This is a genomic window from Cupriavidus sp. 05N38 (assembly GCF_056397345.1).
On sequence record NZ_JBFTNF010000029.1, the window covers coordinates 149,169 to 171,562 of the forward strand.

Genomic DNA, 22,394 nt, shown 5'->3' on the forward strand with positions numbered 1-22,394 from the left:
GGCAAGTCAGAATCCATCGCGGCAGTGATTCGATGGTGCGGAAACATCCCAAGATGAAATGGAAACTTCTCCATTTTCCGAGTACTTGCCGAGTACTTGCCGAGTACTTGCCGGTCGGACAGTCGGAGGAAATCGCTCATCGGCGACCCGGGCCGGCAGGCCGTCCCGGCTGTCCAGCCAATCCGCCCGGGATCCCCGCATCGCCTGGCGGCAGGAACGGCAGTTGTCCGGCACACCAGCGCGCCTGAAGCGCGGCCATGTGGCCCGGGGCGCGGGCACCCCGGGCAGGCATCGGCGCGAACTCGCACGCAATGGGCGCATACTTGGCATCGCGCGAGTCGTGGGGGATGTCATGGGAAAGCTCTTCGAAGCATTGCCGGCGGACGAGCGCGCAGACTTCGAGGCCGCTTGCAGGAAGCATGGCCGGACCCGCGAAGAATTCACGGTCGTCCTTGATGAGGAGGCCCCTCCCCGGGATGCGGTGGGTCCCATTCCCCGCAAGGTGGCGGTCCAGGCCAACCTGACCGGCGCTCGCCAGTCCTATCCCGCGGCAAGCGGCACGTCCTGGACTGCCGAGTTCGAGCGGGACCTCGCCCGGGGCTTTTTCTGGGAAACCTACGACTAGGTACGGGTACGCACCGCCGCCATCGTCCCCAGCCTATTCGCCATCCCCGAACGGCAACTCGCCCTGCACCGGGAGCACGGCAAGATCTTCCCCGCCGGCCATCGTCAAGGTGCTGACGCGCACGCCCAGCAGCCGGATCCTCCGGTCCAGCGCGACACGCTTCACGCATTCCGTCGCCGCCCGCCGCAGCAATACGGCGTCGGCCGTCGGCGCGGGCATGCTCAGGTCGCGGGTCACGGTCTGGAAGTCGTCGTAGCGCAGCTTTACCCCGATCGTGCGGCCGACGTACCCCTTGCGGCGGAGGTCCTCGGCCAGGCGCTGGCACAGGGCGGTAAAGATTTCGGAGAGGGCCTGGCGGTCCTGGCGGGGGTGGAGGTCGCGTTCGAAGGTGGTTTCGCGGCTCATGGACTTCGGTTCGGAGCTGACCACGACGGGACGGTCGTCCTGGCCCTGGGCGATTTCCGCCAGCCAGGCTGAGTAGCTGCGGCCGAAGTGGCTTTGCAGCAGCCCAAGGTCGGCGCTGGCGAGGTCGCCGACGGTGGCGATGCCGAGCGCGGCGAGCTTTTCGGTCGCCTTGGGGCCAATGCCGTTGACCTTGCGCACGGGCAGCGGCCAGATGCGACGGGGGATGTCGTCGGCGCCGAGCAGGGTGAGGCCGTCAGGCTTGTCCAGTTCGGAGCCGATCTTGGCCAGGAGCTTGTTGGGGGCGATGCAGATCGAGCAGCTTAACTGGGTGGCTTCACGTACGGCTTGCTTGATGCGCGCGCCGAGATCGGCCGGTTCACCGGCGACTTCGCTGAGATCAATGTAGATTTCGTCGATGCCGCGGTCTTCGATCTGGTCGGTGAAGGTGTGGACGGCGGCCTTGAAGAGGCGGGAGTAGTGCCGGTAGGAGTCGAAGTCGGTGGGCAGCAGGATGGCGTCGGGCGCGAGTTGGGCGGCTTTCATCATGCCCATGGCCGAGAAGACGCCGAGCGCGCGTGCTTCATAGGTGGAGGTGGTGACGACGCCGCGGCCGGCGTAGTCGCGCAGGCGGGCGAAGCGCCGGCTGCCGTCCGGCAGGATTTCGGGCACGGCGTTGCGTCCGCCGCCGATCACCACGGGCATGCCGCGCAGCTCCGGGTACCGCAGGAGTTCGACGGAAGCGTAGAACGCGTCCATGTCCAGGTGGGCGATGCGGCGAGTTGCGGAAGGCATTGTCGGCTGGCAGGGATTGGCGACGCCTCCATCCGGCCATGCCGGGGCGGGGTGTCGCGATAACTGTATGCATATACAGTATATCGAACTCTGCGCCGGGCATCGATGCCGCCGGCGAACGCGCTTTCATTTTGCCTGCAAGCGCAATGCGACGATTCTCAAGACGGTGCGCGCCACCCGCGCGGACATCGGCCGGGCCGGCGGTCGGTTGTCACAAGCGGCCAGCGGCAGCCGGCGCGCGGCTCGCCACCGCCCGCTGACAGCGGTCCGAGGCTGCGCCGGAGCGGCGCTTACCGCAGCAGGAATCCGATATCGTCGACGCTGATCTGCGCTGCCGGCACGCCCCGGCGTTGCTGGAACAGCATGTGCTGCAGCACCTGGCGGCGCTGCGCGGCGAAGACCGCCAGGTCGATGGGCGACCCGGCGCGCGCGTAGTGTTCGATCAGGAGCTTGTAGGCGCGGTGTCGCATGCGCAGGGCCTCGCCGTCGGCGCGGAGCTTGCTGGTGTCTTCCGGCGCGGGGCGCTCGACATTGCGCAGCGCTTCGAGCGCATGGGCGTGCAGGTCGCGATAGCGATCGAGTTCGGCCTGGGTGGTGCGCAGGCGTTCGCGCAGGTCCCGTACCTTGCGCTGCAATTTCAGTGTCATGCCGACACCGTGCTCGATCAGCGCGACGGTTTCCAGTGCATGGCTGGCGGCGGCGATGGTGTTCTTCCAGATACCCCGGTCGGACGTGTCGGCGTCCGTTGCCCAGCCATCGCGGGCTCCGCTCAATGTCTTCATATGACCCCTTTGACCCTTGTATCGATTTCCGGCGGCCGGTCCTGTGGTTTCCGGTCCTGTCCGTGCGCATGGTGGCCGCGCTGACCTGGCGGCCTGCCATGCCGATGCAACCTCGTGCGCTTGGGTGCATCTGAGCCGGCAGCCTTGCGTCGAGGTTTTGGGGAAAGATCGTACGGTTTTACCCCGTCCGGGCCAAGTAGAAGATGCTTAGATCTGGTCTTCCCGGCGCCTATGTCGCGTAATGTCTACGGGCCTTGGCGCGGCTGCCCTTGTCATGGTGCTGACACCGGCACAGTGCGGGCGGGGAGGGGGTCAGGCTCCGCCGCCATGCCGTTGGGGTCACACGGGCGCAGGAGGCAATGGCGGGACGGTGGCTCAGCTTTCCTGGGCTTCGAGCGTGAAGCGGGCGCCGGCGTCCTGGCCCAGCAGCGTGACCAGGGTGGGCATGGCTGCTTCCAGGTTTTCCTTGAGGCGCCACGGCGGGTTGACGATAAACATGCCGCTGCCGTGCAGGCCCAGGCCGCCCGCGACCGGCTGCTTCACGGTGAGGGAGACATGCAGCCAGCTCTTGAGCGGCAGTTTTTTCAGCTGCACCGGCAACTGCACCGATTCGCGGCGTTGCACTTCGGGGTACCAGACCGCATAGATGCCGGTGGCAAAGCGCTGCAGGCCATCCTGTACGGTCCGCACCACGCGGGCGTAGTCCTGCTTGTCTTCGTAGGAGGGGTCGATCAGCACCACGGCGCGGCGCGGCGCAGGGGGCAGGATGGCATTGATGCCGGTGAAGCCGTCGCCGTCGTACAGCATGACGCGGCGGCCGGCGCCCCGGAAGTTGTCGCGCAGCACCTGGATCTCCGTGCTGTGCATCTCGAACAGGCGCAGGCGGTCGGCCTCGCGCAGCATCTGCCAGGCAAGCCAGGGCGAGCCGGGGTAGTGCCGCAGGTTGCCGTCGGGATTGAGGGTGCGCACCTGTTCCAGGTAGTCCTCGAGTAGCGTGGGCATGGGCCGCTTGGCGGCGGCGGCCTGCCACAGGCGGGCGATGCCCGTTTCAAACTCGCCCTTTTTCTGCGCGTAGGCATGGTCCAGCGCATACAGGCCGGCGCCGGCATGCGTGTCGATGTACCAGAACGGCTTGTCCTTCTGGGTCATCTGCTCCAGCAACTGGACCACGATGGCATGTTTGAGGACATCGGCGTGGTTGCCGGCGTGGAAGGCGTGACGGTAGCTGAACATGAGAAGGGGGGAAGGCGGGAATGTGGCGTGCGGCTGCCGGCCGGCGGCGCAGGGCGCTATGCTACCATCGCCCGCGTCCGGTGCCGCCTGCCTGCCCTGGCGGTACTCCCGGGATCCTCGCTTCTCCTTCCCATTGCCGACGTCCCTTCGTTTCATGTCCCGCGCCTTAGATCCCGCCGAGCCCGTCTTTTCCGATACCGGCCCGCCTTATTCGGCGCGCTATGGCGATGTCTATCACAGCGACGAGGGCGGGCTCGCACAGGCCCGCCACGTATTCCTCGCCGGAAACCATCTGCCGCAGGCCTGGGATGGCCGCGATCAGTTCGTGATCCTGGAGACGGGCTTCGGCCTGGGCCTGAATTTCCTGGCCACGTGGCAGGCCTGGCGTGCCGATCCACAGCGCTGCGGGCGGCTGCATTTCGTTTCGATCGAGAAGCATCCGTTTACGCGCGAAGGCCTGGCTGCCGTGCACGAGAAGATGCCCGGCGCCGACGAACTGGGTCCGCTGGCTGCGCAGTTGCGCCAGGCCTGGCCGCTCGCGCTTCCGGGCCTGCACCGGATGGAGTTCGAGCAGGGCGCGGTGGTGCTGACCCTTGCCTTCGGCGATGTCGACAGCATGCTGCCGCGGCTGGTGGCGGGCGTCGATGCGTTCTACCTGGACGGCTTCGCGCCCGACCGCAATCCGGAGATGTGGCAGCCGCAGCTGATGAAGCGGCTGGCGCGCCTTGCACGGCCGGAGGCCACGCTGGCGACCTACGCCGCGGCCGGCTTTTTCCGGCGCGGACTGCAGGCGGCCGGCTTCGTGGCCAAGCGTGCCACGGGCTACGGCAGCAAATGGCATATGACGGTGGCGCGCTTCCCCGCCGAACGCGGCCAGCGCCGGCATCCGCCGCCCGCGCCGGCTGCCTGGCCCGAACGCCATGCGATCGTGATCGGTGCCGGGCTGGCTGGCTGCGCGGTGACCGAGCGCCTGGCCGCGCGCGGCTGGCAGGTGACCCTGTTCGACACGCATGACGGCCCGGCGCGGCAGACCTCGGCTCACCGCGCGGCAGCCATGCATCCGCATCTTTCCTCGGACGACAGCATCCTGTCGCGGCTGTCGCGGGCCGGCAATCTGGAGTCGCTGCGCAACTGGGCGGCGCTGGCCGCGRCAGGGCACGCACCGCGCTGGCACGGCTGCGGTGTGCTGCAGACCGGCGCGGACGCGGAGGATGCGCGTATCCAGCAGGCGGCCCTCGCCGCGCTCGGGTTTCCCGAGGCGTTCGCGCGCTGGATGCCCGCCGGGGAGGCCGCGCGCCGGCATGGCGCGGGGGTGCCCCTGGGCGGGCTATGGTTCGAGCAGGGCGGCTGGGCGGCGCCGCCCGATATCTGCGGCGCGCAGCTGGCGCGAGCCGGCGCGGCGGTGGCGCCGCGCTTCGGCTGCCGCGTGGCGCGGCTGGCGCGCGAGGGCGATGGCTGGCAGGCCCTCGACGAGGCCGGCGCGGTATTGGCGCGGGCGCCGGTGGTGGTGCTCGCCAACGCCCACGAGGCGCTGCGCCTGCTGCCGCTGCGCCATATGACGATCGACCGGGTGCGCGGCCAGCTGACCACGCTCGCGCCGGCGCAGGTGGCGCAGCTCGGCACCTGGCCCGACTGCGTGGTGACCGGGACCGGCTACCTGCTGCCACGCGCCGGGGACGGGAGCGCGCGCTTCGGATCGAGTTATGAACCTGCCGGCGAGGATGCCGGCGATCTGCGCGAGCGCACCGAAGTGCATGCCGAGAACCTGGCCAAGCTCGGTGTCCTGCTGCCCGGGCTGGCCGGGGCCGCGGCCGCGCTCGATCCGGCTGCGCTTGCGGGCTATGTCGGCGTGCGCAGCGTTTCGCACAATCGCCTGCCGCTGATCGGGCGCATTGCCGACGAGGCCCGGGCTGCGCGCGACGCATCCGCCTTGCGCGGCGCGCGCCTGCGCGACGTGCCGCGCCTGCCCGGTCTCTATGCGGCCCTTGCATATGGCTCGCGTGGCCTCACATGGGCCGCACTGGGGGCGGAATTGCTGGCCAGCCAGATCGAGGGGGAGCCATTGCCGCTCGAACTCGAGCTGRCCGAGGCCGTCGATCCGGCGCGGCTGCTGGTTCGCGCCTTGCGGCAAGGGCTGGCGGCGGACGCCGGCGCGGGCTGCACGCGCGGTTCCGAGCCCGTTACCGGGTAAAAACTGCCGGAACCGAACGAAAACCGTGCGATAATCCCCGTTTTCCGTTTGCGCGGGGCCTATGCCCGGAAGCTCCCGGGGCGCGGTTCTCAGCGCGTGCCGGCGGTTTTCATGCAGAGCTTCGCACTGGCACCGGCGCTCGCCGCTGCGCATTGCCCAAGTGATGCCGGGCACGCGAGCGGAGTGCGCTTACGAACACAACAACATCTCTGGATTGGATCAACGACCATGTCGAATGTCATTGAAAACCTTGGCAAACTGGACCGCAAGGTGACCCTGGCCATTCCCAAGGCCGAAGTCGAAAAGGAAAAGCTGGAACGTCTGGTTCGCCTGTCGAAGACGGTGAAGATGTCCGGTTTCCGTCCCGGCAAGGTGCCGATGAAGATGGTCGAAAAGCAATACGGCCAGCAAGTCGAGTTCGAAGTGCGCTACGACAAGGCTGCCCGCAAGTTCTTCGACCTCACCAAGGAACAGGACGTCAAGGTCGCTGGCCAGCCCAAGTTCGAAGTCAAGACCGACGGCATCGCCGAAGACCAGGTGGCCTTCGACGCCACCTTCGAGGTGTACCCGGAAGTCAAGMTCGGTGACCTGKCGRMYGCCGAAGTGACCCGCACCAAGACCGACATCRCCGATGCCGAAGTCGACAAGACCATCGACATCCTGCGCAAGCAGCGCGTGCACTACCACACCCGCGGCGAAGCCGGCGAGCACGGCGACGGCGGCGGCGAAGTGGCGGCCCAGAACGGCGACCGCGTCACGCTGGACTTCATCGGCAAGATCGACGGCGTCGAATTCCCCGGCGGCAAGGCGGACGACTTCGCCTTCGTGCTGGGCGAAGGCCGCATGCTGCCCGAGTTCGAGGCTGCTGCGCTGGGCCTGAAGGTCGGCGAAAGCAAGACCTTCCCGCTGGCTTTCCCCGAGGACTACCACGGCAAGGAAGTGGCCGGCAAGACCGCCGAGTTCACCGTCACGCTGAAGAAGATCGAGTGGGCGCACCTGCCGGAAGTCAATGACGAGTTCGCCAAGACGCTCGGCATCGCCGACGGCAGCGTCGAGAAGATGCGTGCCGACATCCGCGAAAACCTGGAGCGTGAAGTCAAGCGCCGCACCCACGCCATGCTCAAGGACCAGGTGATGGACGCGCTGCTCAAGGCCAGCGAGCTGGACGTGCCCAAGGCACTGGTCGAGCAAGACCAGGAGCGCCTGGTCGAAATGGCCCGCCGCGACCTGGAACAACGCGGCATGCCGAACGCCAAGGACATGCCGATTCCGGCCGAGATGTTCACCCAGCAGGCCGAGCGCCGCGTCAAGCTGGGCCTGATCCTGGCCGAGATCGTCAAGGCCCACGGCCTGGACGCCAAGGCTGACCAGATCAAGGCCGAGATCGAGGACTTCGCGAAGAGCTACGAAGACCCGAAGGAAGTCATGCGCTGGTACTACGGCGACCAGCAGCGCCTGGCCGAGATGGAGGCCTACGTGCTGGAAAACAACGTGGTAAATTTCGTGTGCGACAAGGCCAAGGTCACCGACAAGACGGTGTCCTTCGAGGAACTGACTGCCGAAGGCAACCAGCCCCAGCAGGCCTGAGCCTGGCCCATGGCCGGCGCGCCGCTTCCAGCGTGCGCACCGGCCGCGGCCTTGTCTCTCACCGAACTCCAGGAGAACTTGCATGACCCGCAATGATTTGCTTGACCGTCTGGCCACCACGCAGGCCTCCGCCCTGGAAACGCAGGGACTCGGGCTGGTGCCGATGGTGGTCGAGCAGTCCGGTCGGGGCGAGCGCGCCTATGACATTTACTCGCGCCTGCTGAAGGAGCGCGTGATTTTCATGGTGGGCGAAGTCAACGACCAGACCGCTAACCTGGTAGTGGCACAGCTGCTGTTCCTGGAGAGCGAAAACCCCGACAAGGACGTCTCGCTCTACATCAACTCGCCGGGTGGCTCGGTGTCGGCTGGCCTGGCCATCTACGACACGATGCAGTTCGTGAAGCCCGACGTGTCGACGCTGTGCATGGGCATGGCCGCCAGCATGGGCGCCTTCCTGCTCGCAGCGGGCGCCAAGGGCAAGCGTTCGGCGCTGCCCAACTCGCGCATCATGATCCACCAGCCGCTGGGCGGCGCGCGCGGCCAGGCCTCGGATATCGAGATCCAGGCGCGCGAGATCCTGTACCTGCGCGAGCGGCTCAACGGCATCCTGTCGGAAGTCACTGGCCAGTCTGTCGAGAAGATTGCCCGCGATACCGATCGCGACAACTTCATGAGCGGCGACCAGGCGGTGGACTATGGCCTGATCGACAAGGTCATCGCCCGCCGTAGCTGATAAGCCGTCCCGGGCGCGCTGGCGGCCGGGCGGTGCCGGACCGGGACCTTCGGGAACCCGGGGCCGGCGGAATGACGAAGGCTATGCAGAAACGAGGCCTGGCGCCTCGTTTTTGCTTTTGCCCCACAGCGTAGGGGTTCCACCGCCGCGCCAATTGTTTTGGCGTATGATGCGTTTGAAGCGTATCCCCGCAGCGCTCTTGGCCCTGCGGCACGCACACTGCTAATGTGACTGATTCCTATGGCGGATAAAAAAGGTTCATCGAGCGAGAAGCTCCTTTACTGCTCGTTCTGCGGCAAGAGCCAGCACGAGGTAAAGAAGCTCATCGCTGGCCCGTCGGTGTTCATTTGCGACGAATGCATCGACCTGTGCAACGAGATCATCCGCGACGAGGCAGCCRCATCCGACAAGGATGCAGGTGGCGCGGCCAAGTCTGATCTCCCCACGCCGCACGAGATCCGCGAAAGCCTGGATCAATACGTGATCGGGCAGGAGCAAGCCAAGAAAATCCTGGCGGTAGCGGTCTACAACCACTACAAGCGCCTGAAGCATCTCGGCAAGAAAGACGACGTCGAACTGTCCAAGAGCAATATCCTGCTGATCGGGCCGACCGGCTCCGGCAAGACGCTGCTGGCGCAGACGCTGGCGCGCCTGCTCAACGTGCCGTTCGTGATCGCCGACGCCACCACGCTGACCGAGGCCGGCTATGTCGGCGAGGACGTGGAAAACATCATCCAGAAGTTGCTGCAGAACTGCAACTACGAGGTGGAGAAGGCGCAGCGCGGCATCGTCTACATCGATGAGATCGACAAGATCTCGCGCAAGTCGGACAACCCGTCCATCACGCGCGATGTGTCGGGCGAGGGCGTGCAGCAGGCGCTGCTCAAGCTGATCGAGGGCACCATGGCCTCGGTGCCGCCGCAGGGTGGCCGCAAGCATCCGAACCAGGACTTCCTGCAGGTGGATACCACCAATATCCTGTTCATCTGCGGCGGTGCATTCGATGGCCTGGAAAAGGTCATCATGCAGCGCTCGGACAAGACYGGCATCGGTTTTGCCGCGCAGGTGCAGAGCAAGGAAGAACGCGACGCCAGCGAAGTGCTGCCGCAGACCGAGCCGGAAGACCTGATCAAGTTCGGCCTGATCCCGGAACTGATCGGCCGCCTGCCGGTGGTCGCCACGCTGGCCAAGCTGGACGAGGCCGCGCTGATGCAGATCCTGGTCGAGCCCAAGAATGCGCTGATCAAGCAATACCAGAAGCTGCTGGCGATGGAAGGCGTCGAGCTGGAAATCCGCCCGGCGGCGCTGTCGGCGATCGCCCGCAAGGCCATCCGCCGCAAGACCGGTGCGCGCGGCCTGCGTTCGATTCTCGAGCAGTCGCTGATGGATGTGATGTATGACCTGCCCAACTACAAGGGCGTGCAGAAGGTGGTGATCGACGAGAACACCATCACCGGGGATGCTCCGCCGCTGCTGATGTACGAGGATCAGCCGAAGGTGGCTGGTTCGAACTGACGCGGACGCCGGCTTGATGTTGAATCACAGGCCGGCAGCGAGTCCGAAAGGCCGCTCGCGAAAAGCGAGCGGCTTTTTTTCTTCATTTTCGTAAAACGAAGGGGAGGAAACGGGGGTATGCTGTTTGGACGGGTCCTGCAAGTGAGGCAAGCAGCATTTGCACGGGGTCATGAATCGTTGGCGACGCCTGTCTTGCAATCGATTCATGCGACCCAATTTACGCCTAAATGACTGACTGGGGAAAATGATGTCCGGAACACAACTCCTCCCGGCTGAGCCGATTCGCCTCCCACTGTTGCCGTTGCGCGACGTGGTGGTGTTTCCGCACATGGTGATCCCACTGTTCGTGGGACGTCCGAAGTCCATCAAGGCGCTTGAAACTGCGATGGAGTCGGGCAAGAGCATCATGCTTGTAGCCCAGAAAACGGCGGCCAAGGATGAGCCGACCGCCGACGACCTCTACGAGGTAGGCTGCATCGCCAATATCCTGCAAATGCTCAAGCTGCCCGACGGCACCGTCAAGGTGCTGGTGGAAGGCACGCAGCGCGCGAATATCCGCGAAGTGAGCGAAGACGACTCGCACTTCATGTGCGAAGCCGTGCCCGTGCCGCCGGGCCCGGTCGAGACCGCCGAGACGGAGGCGCTGCGTCGCGCCATCGTGTCGCAGTTCGACCAGTACGTGAAGCTGAACAAGAAGATCCCGCCCGAGATCCTGACTTCGCTGTCGGGCATCGACGAGCCTGGCCGCCTGGCCGACACCATCGCCGCGCACCTGCCGATCAAGCTCGAGCAGAAGCAGAAGATCCTGGAGATGGTGAACGTCACCGAACGCCTGGAAAGCCTGCTGTCGCAACTCGAAGGCGAGATCGACATCCTCCAGGTCGAGAAGCGCATCCGTGGCCGCGTCAAGCGCCAGATGGAGAAGAGCCAGCGCGAGTACTACCTGAACGAGCAGGTCAAGGCCATCCAGAAGGAACTGGGCGAGGGCGAAGAAGGCGCCGACCTGGAAGAACTCGACAAGCGCATCAAGGCTGCGCGCATGCCGAAGGAAGCCAAGAAGAAGGCCGACGCCGAATTCAAGAAGCTCAAGCTGATGTCGCCGATGTCGGCCGAAGCCACCGTCGTGCGCAACTACATCGACACGCTGGTCAACCTGCCGTGGCGCAAGAAGAGCAAGGTCAACAACGACCTCGCCAACGCCGAGCGCGTGCTGGACGAAGACCACTATGGCCTGGAGAAGGTCAAGGAACGCATTCTCGAGTACCTCGCAGTGCAACAGCGCGTGGACAAGGTGAAGGCGCCGATCCTGTGCCTGGTCGGGCCTCCCGGCGTGGGCAAGACCTCGCTCGGTCAGTCGGTGGCGCGCGCCACGAACCGCAAGTTCGTGCGCATGGCGCTCGGCGGCGTGCGCGACGAGGCCGAGATCCGCGGCCATCGCCGTACCTACATCGGCTCGATGCCGGGCAAGATCCTGCAGAGCCTGTCCAAGGTCGGCGTGCGCAACCCGCTCTTCCTGCTCGACGAAATCGACAAGATGGGCATGGACTTCCGCGGCGACCCGTCGTCGGCGCTGCTCGAGGTGCTGGACCCGGAACAGAACCACACGTTCCAGGACCACTACATCGAAGTGGACTTCGACTTGTCGGACGTGATGTTCGTGGCGACCTCCAACTCGCTGAACATCCCGCCGCCGCTGCTGGACCGCATGGAAGTGATCCGCCTCTCGGGCTACACCGAAGAGGAAAAGGTCAACATCGCCCAGCGCTACCTGCTGCCCAAGCAGATCAAGAACAATGGTCTGAAGGCAGGCGAGATCGAAGTCAGCGAAGAAGCCCTGCGCGACATCATCCGCTACTACACGCGGGAAGCGGGCGTGCGTTCGCTCGAGCGTGAAGTGTCGAAGATCGCCCGCAAGGTGGTGAAGCTGCTGCTGCTCAAGAAGGAATCGGGCACGGTCAAGGTAGCCTCGGAGAACCTGGACAAATTCCTCGGCGTGCGCAAGTACGACTTCGGCCTGGCCGGCAAGGAAAACCAGGTGGGCCAGGTGACCGGGCTGGCGTGGACGGAAGTGGGCGGCGATCTGCTGACCATCGAAGCCGCGATCATGCCGGGCAAGGGCAACATCACCCGCACCGGCTCGCTGGGCGACGTGATGAAGGAATCGGTCGAGGCAGCACGCTCGGTGGTGCGCTCGCGGGCACGTCGTCTGGGCATTACGGACGAGATGTTCGAGAAGCGCGACATCCACATCCACGTGCCCGAAGGCGCCACTCCCAAGGATGGTCCTTCGGCCGGCGGTGCGATGACCACGGCGCTGGTATCGGTACTGACGGGCATTCCCGTGCGTGCCGACGTGGCCATGACCGGCGAGATCACGCTGCGCGGCGAAGTGCTGCCGATCGGCGGCCTCAAGGAGAAGCTGCTGGCGGCCCATCGCGGCGGCATCAAGCTGGTGCTGATCCCCGAGGAGAATGTGAAGGATCTCGCGGAGATTCCGGACAACGTCAAGAACGCCATCGAGATCGTCCCGGTGCGCTGGATCGACAAGGTCCTGGAACTCGCGCTCGAGCGCAAGCCCGAGCCGCTGACCGAAGATGTGGCCAAGCCCGCCGACGTGGCGGACAAGGCTGCTGCCAAAGTCGAGATGATCCACCACTGAGATCTCACCGGGATCGCCGGGGCTCGCCGTTCGGGGCCTCGCAGGATGGCAGCAATGGAAGACGCCGCGGGTCACGCCCGCGGCGTTTTTTCATTGCGCGCCGACCCCTGTTTTCAGGGGTATTCATGCGGCCTTCGCGCTGTTCGACGCTAGCGCGAAGAATGCTTGGCAAAAGGCCAAAGCCTGTATTACACTTGCGGCCTCGCAACGCAAACAGCAGTAAATGCTCTGATATGTGCGCGGCGATGCTTGCAGCATGCAGTGTGGCTGCGGTACGAGCGGGTGCTTAGCTCAGTTGGTAGAGCGGCGCCCTTACAAGGCGTAGGTCGGGGGTTCGAGCCCCTCAGCACCCACCATCGCTCCTGCCGCAAGACAAGCCACACCACCGGCGCATGCAGCCGCACCGAATCCAGGAGTGGTAGTTCAGTTGGTTAGAATACCGGCCTGTCACGCCGGGGGTCGCGGGTTCGAGCCCCGTCCACTCCGCCAGATATACGCAGTCAGCAAAACGGGCCCTTCGCGGCCCGTTTTGCTTTTCTGCGCCTGCCGCCTTCGCGCAAACCTCCATTCGCCGCGCGCTGCCGTGATGCGCCAGGCGAGCGCGGCACCCGCAAATCACGTGAAGCCTGCCGCTCCTGATAGAATCCCGGAGTTTGCCGTTCGTACCAACCCTTTTCCTGAGTCAGCATGCTTGATTTCGTTCGCAACAACCGGCGCTTGATGCTTTTGCTGCTGCTGGTGCTTGTCTTCCCGTCGTTTGTGTTCTTCGGCGTGGAGAGCTACTCGCGTTTCATGGACAGCTCGCACGACGCAGCCAAGGTCGACGGCCGCGCGATCACCACGCAGGAAGTCGACAACGTGGTGCGCGACCAGAGCGAGCGCATGCGCCAGGTGCTCGGCACCAACTATGACCCGCGCCAGTTCGAAGGCACGCAGGCCCGCCAGCAGGTGCTCGACCAGCTGATCCTGCAACGCGTGGTGGCCAACGAGGTCGCCAGCAAGCACCTGACCGTCTCCAACGAACGCCTGTTCGAGAGCATCAGCAGCATCCCGGCCATCGCGCAGTTGCCGAAGAAGAAGGACGGCACCATCGACGACAAGGCTTACGTCGCGCTGCTGGCCCAGCAGGGCATGACGCCCGAGCAGTTCGACGCGCGCATGCGTTTCGATCTCGCCACGCAGCAGCTGGGCGGCTCGATCGGCGGTACCGCCTTCGTTCCCAAGTCACTGCTCGACCGCCTGATCGCCATCCGCGACCAGCAGCGTGATGTGCAGGTGCTGCAGTTCAAGCCCGCCGACTTCGCCGCCAAGGTCAACCCGGACGATGCCGCGCTGAAGGCGTTCTACGAAAGCCACAAGGCCCAGTTCGCCGTGCCCGAGCAGGCCAAGGTCGACTACCTCGTGCTGTCGGCCGATGCGCTGGCCGCGTCGCTGGCGGTCACGCCCGATGAGCTCAAGTCCTACTACGACAGCAATATCGCGCGCTTTCGCACCGACGAGCAGCGCCGCGCCAGCCATATCCTGATCGCCGCCGCCAAGGATGCCCCGGCGGCGGACCGCAAGGCCGCCAAGGACAAGGCCACCAAGCTGCTGGACGACCTGCGCAAGCACCCCGAATCCTTCGCCGACGTGGCCCGCAAGGAATCGAAGGACCCGGGCTCGGCGGAGAAGGGCGGCGACCTCGGCTTCATGGGCCGCGGCGCGCTGGTCAAGCCGTTCGAGGACGCCATGTTCGCGCTCAAGGACGGCCAGATCAGCGACGTGGTGGAGACCGACTACGGCTACCACATCATCAAGCTCACCGGCATCAAGGCGGCCGAGACCAAGCCGCTCGACCAGGTCCGCACCGAACTGGAAGCCGAACTGCGCAAGCAACTGGCCGCCAAGAAGTTCACCGAGCTGGCCGATTCGTTCGGCAACACGGTTTATGAACAGTCGGACAGCTTCAAGCCGGCGGCCGAGAAGTTCAAGCTGGCCATCCAGAGCGCCGACAACGTGACGCGCGAGCCCAACCCGGCGCTGGGTGCGCAGAGCCCGCTCAACAACGAGAAGCTGCTCAAGGCCCTGTTCAGCGACGACTCGATCAAGAGCAAGCGCAATACGGAAGCCGTGCAGGTGGCGCCCAACACCCTGGTGGCGGCGCGCATCGTCGACTACCGTCCGGCCACCACGCGCAAGTTCGAGGAGGTGCAGGCCAAGGTGCGCGAAGGCTATATCGCGCAGCAGGCAGCCGAGCTGGCCGACAAGGAAGGCGCGGCCCGCCTCGAGGCGCTGAAGAAGAGCGCAAGCGCCGAGGGCTTCGGCGCCGCGGTCACGGTCTCGCGTGCCAAGGCCGGCGGCCTGCAGCCGAAGGCGCTGGAGGCCGTGATGCGCGCCGATGTCGCCAAGCTGCCCGCGCTGGTCGGGGTGGACCTGGGCGCGGATGGCTATGCGATCTACCGCATCACCAAGATCAGCCAGCCCGCGCAGGCCGACGCCGCGCAGCGCCAGGGCGAAGCCCAGCAACTGGCCCAGATGGCCGGCCAGACCGAACTGGAAGCCTTCTACGACAGCCTGAAGGCCCGTGCGAAGGTGAAGGTCCTCAAGCCCGCGGCGGCCGCGGACGCAGGTTCAGCCAGCGGTGCCGCCGCGCAGTAACACCGGCATCGCAGCAAACGAGAAGAGGCGCCCATGTGGCGCCTCTTCTCGTTTCAGGCGGCCCGGCGCTGCGCGCAGGCCCGATGCCACGGCAATCCCTAGCGTCCGGCGGTGCGCGCCGCGGGCCCTTTGAGCAGGGGCCTGAGCTGCGGCCACACCGTATCGAGCAAGGTGCCCTGGGCCTGCGCGGTGGGATGGATGCGGTCCTGCTGGAACCAGTCCGGCTTGCTCACCACGTGCTCGAGCAGGAATGGCACCAGCCGCGTCTTGTACTCGCTGGCCAGTCTGGGATAGAGCGCGAAGAAGCGCTCGGTATAGTCCGGCCCGTAGTTGGGCGGGATGCGCATGCCGACCAGCAGCACGCTGGCCTTGGCCTGCTGCGCGCCGCTGACGATGCTGCGCAGGTTGGCCTCGGTGGTCTGCAGCGGCAGGCCGCGCAGCGCATCGTTGGCGCCGAGCTCGACGATCACCACGGCCGGATGGTGCCGGGCCAGCAGGTCGGGCAGGCGGGTCTTGCCGCCCACGGTGGTCTCGCCGCTGATGCTGGCATTCACGACGCTATAATCGAGACGCTCTGTGCGCAGCCGCGTTTCCAGCAGCTTGACCCAGCCCGCATCGCGCGCGATGCCGTATTCGGCGGACAGGCTGTCGCCCAGCACCAGGATGGCCGGCGCCTGCGTTGCCGCGTGCGCCACCGATGCGGTGACGGGCAACACCGTGGCAGCACATAGCGCCAGCGCCAGCTTGCGCCAACCGCACCAGAACTTCTTGCTCATGTCTTCTTCCATTCTTGCTGTCGAGTCACTAGGAAAGACCGTTGCCGACACGACCGGTTCGCTGACGATTTTGCATGACGTCACGTTTTCCGTCACGCCCGGGGAGACGCTGGCCATCGTCGGCGCTTCCGGCTCGGGCAAGTCGACCCTGCTGGGCCTGCTGGCTGGCCTGGACCTGCCCACCACGGGCACCGTCAGGCTCAACGGGCAGGACCTGTTCGAGCTCGACGAAGACCAGCGCGCGGCGCAGCGCGGACGCCATGTGGGCTTTGTGTTCCAGTCGTTCCAGCTGGTCGGCCACCTGAACGCGCTGGAGAATGTCATGCTGCCGCTCGAACTGCGCGGGGAAACCACCAGCGTGCGCGAACGCGCCGCCGACATGCTGGAACGCGTTGGCCTGGGCGGGCGGCTTTCCCATTATCCGCGCACGCTGTCCGGCGGCGAGCAGCAGCGCGTTGCACTTGCGCGCGCCTTCGTCGCGCGGCCCGATATCCTGTTCGCCGACGAGCCCACCGGCAGCCTCGACACGGCCACCGGAGAGGCTGTGATCGCCCTGATGTTCGAGCTGAACCGCGACGCCGGCTCGACCCTGGTGCTGGTGACGCACGACCGCTCGGTGGCGGCGCGCTGCGGGCGCATCCTGACCATCGAGGCAGGGCGCGTGGCCAGGGACGAATGGATGAGCGCGCCGGTCTGACCCCGCGCCGCGCGCAGGCCGGCCGGCAGGCGCGGGCTAGGGCTGGCCCAGCGCGGCGCGCGCCCGAGCGATCAGGTTGCTGGTGGAGGCATCGTGCTGCGCCGGCGCGGCCGCGGTGCCTGTCAGCTCTGCCTCGATCGGCTTGGCCAGGATCTTGCCAAGCTCCACGCCCCACTGGTCGAACGAGTTGATGTTCCAGACCACGCCCTGCACGAAGGTGCGGTGTTCATAGAGGGCGATCAGCGCGCCCAGCGTATGTGGCGTGATGTCTTCGATCAGCAGCGTATTGCTGGGCCGGTTGCCCTCGAACACCATATGCGCGATCCGCAGCTCGTCGCGCATGCCGCCGGCGCGCAATTCCTCGGCGCTGCGCCCGCGCATCAGCGCCTCGCCTTGCGCGAAGCAGTTGGCCAGCAGCTTGGCATGGTGGCCGGGCAGCTCGCGCGGCGGCCGCAGCGGCGCCACGAAATCCACCGGCACGATCTGCGAGCCCTGGTGAATCAGCTGGAAATACGCGTGCTGGCCGTTGGTGCCGGCCGAACCCCAGACCACGGGGGCGGTATGCGCGCGCACATTGCGCCCATCCAGCTGGACCGACTTGCCGTTGCTCTCCATCTCCAGTTGCTGCAGGAAGGCGGGGAACAGTTCCAGCGAAGTGGAATAGGGCGCCATGCAACTGGTCGGCATGCCGAAGAAGTTGCGGTACCAGATGCCGAGCATGCCCAGCACCACCGGCATATTGCGTTCCAGCGGCGCGCTGGCGAAATGCGCGTCCATGGCGCGGCCGCCGGCCAGCAGGTCGGCGAAGGCGTCGAAGCCGACCGCCAGCGCGATCGACAGCCCCACCGACGACCACAGCGAAAAACGCCCGCCGATCCAGTCCCAGAATTCGAACATATGGGCCGGGTCGATGCCGAAGGCGCGCACCGCTTCCACATTGGTCGACACCGCGGCGAAATGGCTGGCCAGTTGCGCCTGGTTCACGCCGCGCGCGAGGAACCACTCGCGCGCGCTGTTGGCGTTGGCCATGGTCTCGAGCGTGGTGAACGTCTTCGAGCAGACGATCACCAGGGTCTGTTCCGGGTCCAGGCGCTCCAGCGTCTCGGCCAGTTCGGTGCCGTCCACGTTGGAGACGAAATGCATGCGCGGCCCGCCGCCGGCCAGGTGCGACAGCGCCCGGCACACCATGCGCGGGCCCAGGTCCGAGCCGCCGATACCGATGTTGATCACGTCCGTGATGCGCTTGCCGGTGGCGCCGGTCCACTCGCCGCTGCGCACGCGCCCGGAGAAGGCGCGCATGCGCTCGAGTACGTCATGGATCGCGAACATCACCGGCTTGCCGTCGACCTTGAACGCAGAGTTGCATTCGGCGCGCAGCGCGATGTGCAGCACGGCGCGGTCTTCGGTGGCGTTGATGTGGTCGCCTGCGAACATGGCGTCGCGGCGCCCGGGGACGCCAGCCTCGTCGGCCAGCTGCATCAGCAGGGCAACGGTCTGCGGCGTGATGCGGTTCTTGGAATAGTCGAGATACAGGCCGGCCGCTTCCAGTGAGAACTGGGCGACACGCTGGCCTGCATCGCCGGCCGCAAACCAGTCGCGCATCGGTGTTTCGCGGATCGCTTCATGATGCTGCAGGAGAGAGTGCCAGGCGTGGAGATCGGTGGGCATGCGTGCGTGATTCTCTGGAGATTCTTGGGTATGCAGTACGGAGACCGGCCGGCGGAAGCCGCTTTCAAGTATAGCGCTCCCGCTTGACGCGGCTTTGGCAAATAGCGGGAATAGACAGCATTGCTGCGGATTCGGAAACACTACCAAATGGGGGTATGGCGCGCTGTCGGCGCCTGGCTGACACTCACTGCGCGCGTCCAAGCCGCCGCGCCACCGCGCGCAGCGCCGATTCGCCGCCGGCCACGCAGACGCCGCCGACGCAGATCACCGCCACGCCCAGTGCCGTGATCCAGTCCGGCAGCTGGCCGAAGGCCAGGTAGCCGATGGTGGTGGCCGACAGGATCTGCAGGTACAGGAAGGGGCTGAGGAACGACGCATCCGCATACTGGAACGCGCGGATGACGAAGTAATGTCCGACCGAGCCGGTGATGCCGGTACTCAGCAGCAAGACCGCCTGCAGCGGCGTGGGCGCGGCGTCGAACCAGAAGAAGGGCACCAGCACGGTGGTCAGGGCCGCGCCGGTGAAGCCGCTCTGGATCAGCGTGGTCATGGGGGCGTCATGCGCGGCGATGCGCCGCGTGAGCATCTGCATCAGCGCAAACACCAGCGCGGACAGCAGGCCCAGCGCAATGCCGGTCGCGCTCAGCTCRCCACCGGGGCGCACCACCACCAGCATGCCGGCAAAGCCGATCGCCACGCCGGTCCAGCGGCTGGCGCGGGCATGGATGCCGGGGCGCTCGCCCAGCAGCCACGGCGACAACGCCACCACGAACAGCGGCGCGCAAAAGTTCAGCGCGGTGGCCTCGGCCAGCGGCATCAGCTTGAGCACGCTGAAGAACACCAGCGTGGAAACCAGCATCAGCCCGCCGCGCAGCCATTGCAGGCCCGGCTTTACCGGACGCCATTGCGCGCGAAAGCGTGCCGGCCCCAGCAGCAGGAAGATGGCAACCACATGCCCCACGTAGCGCACCCAGGCCACGCCGACCACCGGCACGCCCTGATGGGTCAGCGTCTTGCTGCTGGCGTCGAGCAGGCTCAGTATCCACTGGCCCAGCACCAGCAGCGCAACGCCGGTGAGCAGCTGGCGCCGGGCCGGGGAGTTCGCCGGAGCCGGCGGGGCCAGGCGTGCGCCGCGATCGGTGGCGTTGTTCATGCGCGGCGCGGCTCCCGCAGCAGGGCGTTGAACAGGCTGCGCAGCGGTATGTAAAGCTCGCTGGCGGTCAGTCCCGCGGGGCCGGTGCCCTCGGCCACCAGAAAATCGGCGGCACGCCCGTGCAGCCATACGGCTGCCTGCGCGGCTTGCAGCGGCGGCATGCCCTGCGCCAGCAGGGCGCCGATCATGCCGGCCAGCACGTCGCCAGTGCCGGCGGTGGCCAGCCCGGCGTTGCCGGTCGGATTGATCGACAGGGCCTGGGTGCTCCCTGCGTCGGGAGGTGCCGCGATCACCGTGCCAGAGCCTTTGAGCACCACCACCGCCTGCCATTGCGCCGCCAGCGAGCGCGCCGCCGCGAGGCGGTCGCGCTGGATCTCGGCCACGCTCAGGCCGGCCAGGCGTGCCGCCTCCAGCGGGTGCGGCGTCATCACGCGGGGCAGCTGGCTGGCCGCCAGCATGGCAGCCAGCGCGGGGTCGGCGGCCAGCATATTGAGCGCGTCTGCGTCCAGCACCAGCGCGGGCGCGCCGGTGGCCGCGGCGCAGCCGTGCAGCAGTTGCGCGAACTGCTTGCGGGCCGCGGCGCCGGTGCCCATGCCGGGGCCGATCACCAGCGCGGACATGTTCGCCAGCTCGATATCCGCGAGCGGGTGCAGCATCAGCTCCGGGTGCACGGGATCGAGCAGCGGGGCCGGTTGCGCCAGGAAGGCGATATGCACGCGCCCGGCACCGAGGTGCTGCGCGGCGCGCGCGCCAAGCAAGGGCGCCCCCGTCATGCCGATGCCGCCGCCGATCACGGCCAGCGAGCCGAAGCTGCCCTTGTTGGTGGCGTGCCGGCGCGCGGGCAGCGCTGCGGCGAACGATGCCGGCAGGCCGACCATGGCGCAGGGCGCTTCGGCCGGCGGGTAGGGCAGGCCCAGCGGGGCGATGTCGACCTCGCCCGCGCAGTCGCGGCCATCGAGCGTGAGCAGGCCGGGCTTGGCGCCGATGAAGGTCAGCGTGCGGCAGGCCCGCACCGCCGGCGCGCCGGCGCCGGTATCGGCGAACAGGCCGCTGGGGATGTCGAGCGCGAATACCGGCAAGCCAGCGTCGTTCGCCTGGACGATCCACTGCGCCATGTAGCCGTCGGCGGCGCGGTTCAGGCCGATGCCGAGCAAGCCGTCCACCAGCGCGCGGGTGTCGGCGGGGAACGGCGGCAAGCCGCCGCGGCAGGCGGATTCGGGCACCGCATGCAGCGGCACGCCGGCCGCGCGCGCCTCCAGCCACGCGCGTGCCGCATCGGCGGGCAGGCGGTCCGGGTCGGCTGTCAGCCATGCCTGGACCTTGCGGCCGGCCAGGTGCAGGCGGGTGGCGGCCACCAGCGCGTCGCCGCCGTTGTTGCCGGGGCCGGCCAGCATCAGCAGCGGGCCGTCCGGCGCTTGCCGCGCCAGCCAGTCCGCCGCGGCCGCGCCCGCGCGCGACATCAGCTCGAATGCGGGCAGCGTGGCCATGGCGCTGGCCTCGATGCGGCGGATGGCGGCCACGTCGTAGAGCGGGATCTCGCCGTGGCTTGCGGCGTCAAGCGCCAGCCAGGCATCGGCCGGCCGGGAGGGCAATGGCAAAGGTGTCTGCATGATCAGCGCGGGCCGAGCCCGTAGCGGGCCGGCGTCAGGCCGTCCAGGTCGATGGCGGGGCGGTTGCCGGCGATCAGGTCGGCGGCGACGCGGCCCGAGCCGCAGGCCATGGCCCAGCCGGTCGAACCGTGGCCGAGATTGAGGAAGAGCCCGGGCACGGCAGTCGCGCCGATCAGCGGCGGGCCGTCCGGCAGCATGGGCCGCGCGCCGGCCCAGAGCGTGGCGCTGCCGTAGTGGCCGGCCACGGGAAACCAGTCACGCGCGACCTTGAGCAAGGTATTGATGGCGGCGGGGCGCAGGTCGAGGCGGCGCGAACCGAGTTCGGCCGTGCCGGCGATGCGCAGGCGGTTGCCCATGCGCGTGATGGCCACCTTGTACGATTCGTCCATCAGCGCGGCCAGCGGTGCCTGCAGCTCGTCGCTGACCTGCACCGTGGCGGAGTAGCCCTTGACCGGATAGAGCGGAATGCGCAGGCCGAGCGGGCGCAGCAGCGCCGCGCTGGCGACGCCCGCGCACACCAGCACGCGGTCCGCCGCAAGCGTTTCGCGCACGCCGCCGGCCTTGATGCTGCCGGCGCCGCCGCCGGCATCGCGCAAGTCCAGCGCGAGCTGCCCGCCCGGCAGCGGCCGCAGGGCGGCGGCGTCGCTGTCCATGACGAAGCGCACGCCCGCGGCTTCGGCCAGCACGCGCAGCCGGCGCACGAACATCGGGCAGTTGCCCGACTCGTCCTCGGGCAGGTGCAGGCCGCCGGCCAGCGGGGTGTCGGTGGTCAGCCCGGGTTCGATGCCCCGGCAACCCGCGGCATCGACCAGGCGATGCGGGACCTCGTGCTCGCGCAGCAGCGCCAGGGCGGGCCCTGCCAGGTCCAGGTCGCGGCGGGTACGGAACAGTTGCAGATAACCCTGCGATTGCTCGTAGTCGATCTCGAGCCGGCCGCGCAGCTTGTGCAGGCACTCGCGGCTGTAGAAGGCCAGGCGCTGCATGCGCACCTTGTTGACGCGGTAGCGCTCCAGCGTGCATTCGCCCAGCCAGCGCAGGATCCAGCGCCACATGGCCGGATCGGCGCTGGGCCGGAACAGTACCGGCGAGGTGCTGGCGAAGAGGTTGCGCAGCACCTTGCCCGGCATTCCGGGCGCGGCCCATGGCGTGACATAGCCCGGCGCGATCACGCCGGCATTGCCGAAGCTGGACTCCTGCGCAGGTGCGGCGCGCCGCTCCACCACGGTCACTTCGAAGCCCGCTTCGCGCAGGTACCAGGCCGAGCAGACGCCGATCACGCCGGCGCCGATGACGATCACATGCATGGCACTCCGTTGGGGGCCGCGGCCCCC

The 22,394-nt window shown here is 67.2% G+C and carries 16 protein-coding genes and 2 tRNA genes; 10 read left to right on the forward strand and 8 right to left on the reverse strand.

Annotation, left to right across the window (positions count from 1 at the left end; genetic code table 11):
- Positions 1 to 352 precede the first annotated feature (352 nt).
- Complete coding sequence (locus AC1DK4_RS21230) at positions 353 to 625, forward strand: hypothetical protein (RefSeq protein ID WP_441615829.1); 273 nt, start codon at positions 353 to 355, stop codon at positions 623 to 625.
- Positions 626 to 658: 33 nt separating this feature from the next.
- Here AC1DK4_RS21230 and dinB read toward each other — a convergent pair whose 3' ends face one another.
- The 3 genes from dinB to AC1DK4_RS21245 form a co-directional block, all read right to left on the reverse strand.
- On the reverse strand, positions 659 to 1,822 hold the full coding sequence (gene dinB, locus AC1DK4_RS21235; protein ID WP_441615828.1) for a DNA polymerase IV: 1,164 nt from the start codon (positions 1,820 to 1,822) through the stop codon (positions 659 to 661).
- A 290-nt stretch (positions 1,823 to 2,112) separates the two neighbouring features.
- The gene (locus tag AC1DK4_RS21240; RefSeq protein ID WP_441615826.1) at positions 2,113 to 2,604 is read right to left on the reverse strand and encodes a hypothetical protein; all 492 of its coding nucleotides are present in this window, start codon (positions 2,602 to 2,604) and stop codon (positions 2,113 to 2,115) included.
- Positions 2,605 to 2,979: 375 nt separating this feature from the next.
- On the reverse strand, positions 2,980 to 3,837 hold the full coding sequence (locus AC1DK4_RS21245) for a 23S rRNA (adenine(2030)-N(6))-methyltransferase RlmJ (RefSeq protein ID WP_441615824.1): 858 nt from the start codon (positions 3,835 to 3,837) through the stop codon (positions 2,980 to 2,982).
- Positions 3,838 to 3,991: 154 nt separating this feature from the next.
- Between AC1DK4_RS21245 and mnmC the strand changes: the two genes are divergently transcribed.
- The 8 genes from mnmC to AC1DK4_RS21285 all read left to right on the forward strand — a co-directional run bounded on the left by mnmC (position 3,992) and on the right by AC1DK4_RS21285 (position 15,159).
- Entirely contained in the window at positions 3,992 to 6,028 is a 2,037-nt protein-coding gene (mnmC, locus tag AC1DK4_RS21250; RefSeq protein ID WP_477131766.1) for a bifunctional tRNA (5-methylaminomethyl-2-thiouridine)(34)-methyltransferase MnmC2/FAD-dependent 5-carboxymethylaminomethyl-2-thiouridine(34) oxidoreductase MnmC1, read from the forward strand.
- A gap of 228 nt (positions 6,029 to 6,256) precedes the next feature.
- Positions 6,257 to 7,615 carry a trigger factor gene (gene tig / locus AC1DK4_RS21255; protein WP_477131767.1) on the forward strand — a complete coding sequence of 453 codons (1,359 nt, stop codon included), beginning with the start codon at positions 6,257 to 6,259 and terminating at the stop codon, positions 7,613 to 7,615.
- Between the two features lie 82 nt (positions 7,616 to 7,697).
- Entirely contained in the window at positions 7,698 to 8,348 is a 651-nt protein-coding gene (gene clpP, locus AC1DK4_RS21260) for an ATP-dependent Clp endopeptidase proteolytic subunit ClpP (RefSeq protein ID WP_441615818.1), read from the forward strand.
- Positions 8,349 to 8,588: 240 nt separating this feature from the next.
- Positions 8,589 to 9,863, forward strand: a complete 1,275-nt coding sequence (clpX, locus tag AC1DK4_RS21265; protein WP_477131768.1) for an ATP-dependent Clp protease ATP-binding subunit ClpX — start codon at positions 8,589 to 8,591, stop codon at positions 9,861 to 9,863.
- A gap of 247 nt (positions 9,864 to 10,110) precedes the next feature.
- Positions 10,111 to 12,522: an endopeptidase La gene (gene lon / locus AC1DK4_RS21270; protein ID WP_441616496.1), complete on the forward strand. Its 2,412-nt coding sequence runs from the start codon at positions 10,111 to 10,113 to the stop codon at positions 12,520 to 12,522.
- A 280-nt stretch (positions 12,523 to 12,802) separates the two neighbouring features.
- Positions 12,803 to 12,878: transfer RNA gene (locus tag AC1DK4_RS21275), tRNA-Val, on the forward strand.
- A gap of 56 nt (positions 12,879 to 12,934) precedes the next feature.
- Positions 12,935 to 13,011: transfer RNA gene (locus AC1DK4_RS21280), tRNA-Asp, on the forward strand.
- Between the two features lie 198 nt (positions 13,012 to 13,209).
- Positions 13,210 to 15,159, forward strand: a complete 1,950-nt coding sequence (locus AC1DK4_RS21285; RefSeq protein WP_441649678.1) for a SurA N-terminal domain-containing protein — start codon at positions 13,210 to 13,212, stop codon at positions 15,157 to 15,159.
- 98 nt (positions 15,160 to 15,257) lie between these two features.
- Here AC1DK4_RS21285 and AC1DK4_RS21290 read toward each other — a convergent pair whose 3' ends face one another.
- Positions 15,258 to 15,935: an arylesterase gene (locus AC1DK4_RS21290; RefSeq protein WP_441615813.1), complete on the reverse strand. Its 678-nt coding sequence runs from the start codon at positions 15,933 to 15,935 to the stop codon at positions 15,258 to 15,260.
- On the opposite strand from AC1DK4_RS21290, the gene AC1DK4_RS21295 reads away from it, so the two are divergent.
- Entirely contained in the window at positions 15,934 to 16,632 is a 699-nt protein-coding gene (locus tag AC1DK4_RS21295) for an ABC transporter ATP-binding protein (RefSeq protein ID WP_441615811.1), read from the forward strand. The genes AC1DK4_RS21290 and AC1DK4_RS21295 overlap by 2 nt on opposite strands.
- 36 nt (positions 16,633 to 16,668) lie before the next feature.
- Here AC1DK4_RS21295 and pgi read toward each other — a convergent pair whose 3' ends face one another.
- From pgi to AC1DK4_RS21315, 4 genes are all read right to left on the reverse strand, one after another.
- On the reverse strand, positions 16,669 to 18,300 hold the full coding sequence (gene pgi / locus AC1DK4_RS21300) for a glucose-6-phosphate isomerase (RefSeq protein WP_441615809.1): 1,632 nt from the start codon (positions 18,298 to 18,300) through the stop codon (positions 16,669 to 16,671).
- Between the two features lie 184 nt (positions 18,301 to 18,484).
- Complete coding sequence (locus AC1DK4_RS21305; protein WP_441615807.1) at positions 18,485 to 19,453, reverse strand: DMT family transporter; 969 nt, start codon at positions 19,451 to 19,453, stop codon at positions 18,485 to 18,487.
- Positions 19,450 to 21,063 carry an NAD(P)H-hydrate dehydratase gene (locus tag AC1DK4_RS21310; RefSeq protein WP_441615805.1) on the reverse strand — a complete coding sequence of 538 codons (1,614 nt, stop codon included), beginning with the start codon at positions 21,061 to 21,063 and terminating at the stop codon, positions 19,450 to 19,452. The genes AC1DK4_RS21305 and AC1DK4_RS21310 overlap by 4 nt, the downstream gene beginning before the upstream one ends.
- A 2-nt stretch (positions 21,064 to 21,065) precedes the next feature.
- Positions 21,066 to 22,367, reverse strand: a complete 1,302-nt coding sequence (locus tag AC1DK4_RS21315) for a D-amino acid dehydrogenase (protein ID WP_441615803.1) — start codon at positions 22,365 to 22,367, stop codon at positions 21,066 to 21,068.
- Between the last annotated feature and the right edge of the window lie 27 nt (positions 22,368 to 22,394).

What these genes read in the sequence shown, in the direction of transcription:
- dinB (WP_441615828.1), bottom strand. Translation starts at nt 1,822, where the DNA reads ATGCCTTCCGCAACTCGCCGCATCGCCCACCTGGACATGGACGCGTTC.
- pgi (WP_441615809.1), bottom strand. Translation starts at nt 18,300, where the DNA reads ATGCCCACCGATCTCCACGCCTGGCACTCTCTCCTGCAGCATCATGAA.
- AC1DK4_RS21310 (WP_441615805.1), bottom strand. Translation starts at nt 21,063, where the DNA reads ATGCAGACACCTTTGCCATTGCCCTCCCGGCCGGCCGATGCCTGGCTG.
- AC1DK4_RS21245 (WP_441615824.1), bottom strand. Translation starts at nt 3,837, where the DNA reads ATGTTCAGCTACCGTCACGCCTTCCACGCCGGCAACCACGCCGATGTC.
- AC1DK4_RS21285 (WP_441649678.1), top strand. Translation starts at nt 13,210, where the DNA reads ATGCTTGATTTCGTTCGCAACAACCGGCGCTTGATGCTTTTGCTGCTG.
- lon (WP_441616496.1), top strand. Translation starts at nt 10,111, where the DNA reads ATGTCCGGAACACAACTCCTCCCGGCTGAGCCGATTCGCCTCCCACTG.
- clpP (WP_441615818.1), top strand. Translation starts at nt 7,698, where the DNA reads ATGACCCGCAATGATTTGCTTGACCGTCTGGCCACCACGCAGGCCTCC.
- AC1DK4_RS21315 (WP_441615803.1), bottom strand. Translation starts at nt 22,367, where the DNA reads ATGCATGTGATCGTCATCGGCGCCGGCGTGATCGGCGTCTGCTCGGCC.
- AC1DK4_RS21290 (WP_441615813.1), bottom strand. Translation starts at nt 15,935, where the DNA reads ATGAGCAAGAAGTTCTGGTGCGGTTGGCGCAAGCTGGCGCTGGCGCTA.
- AC1DK4_RS21295 (WP_441615811.1), top strand. Translation starts at nt 15,934, where the DNA reads ATGTCTTCTTCCATTCTTGCTGTCGAGTCACTAGGAAAGACCGTTGCC.
- AC1DK4_RS21240 (WP_441615826.1), bottom strand. Translation starts at nt 2,604, where the DNA reads ATGAAGACATTGAGCGGAGCCCGCGATGGCTGGGCAACGGACGCCGAC.
- AC1DK4_RS21230 (WP_441615829.1), top strand. Translation starts at nt 353, where the DNA reads ATGGGAAAGCTCTTCGAAGCATTGCCGGCGGACGAGCGCGCAGACTTC.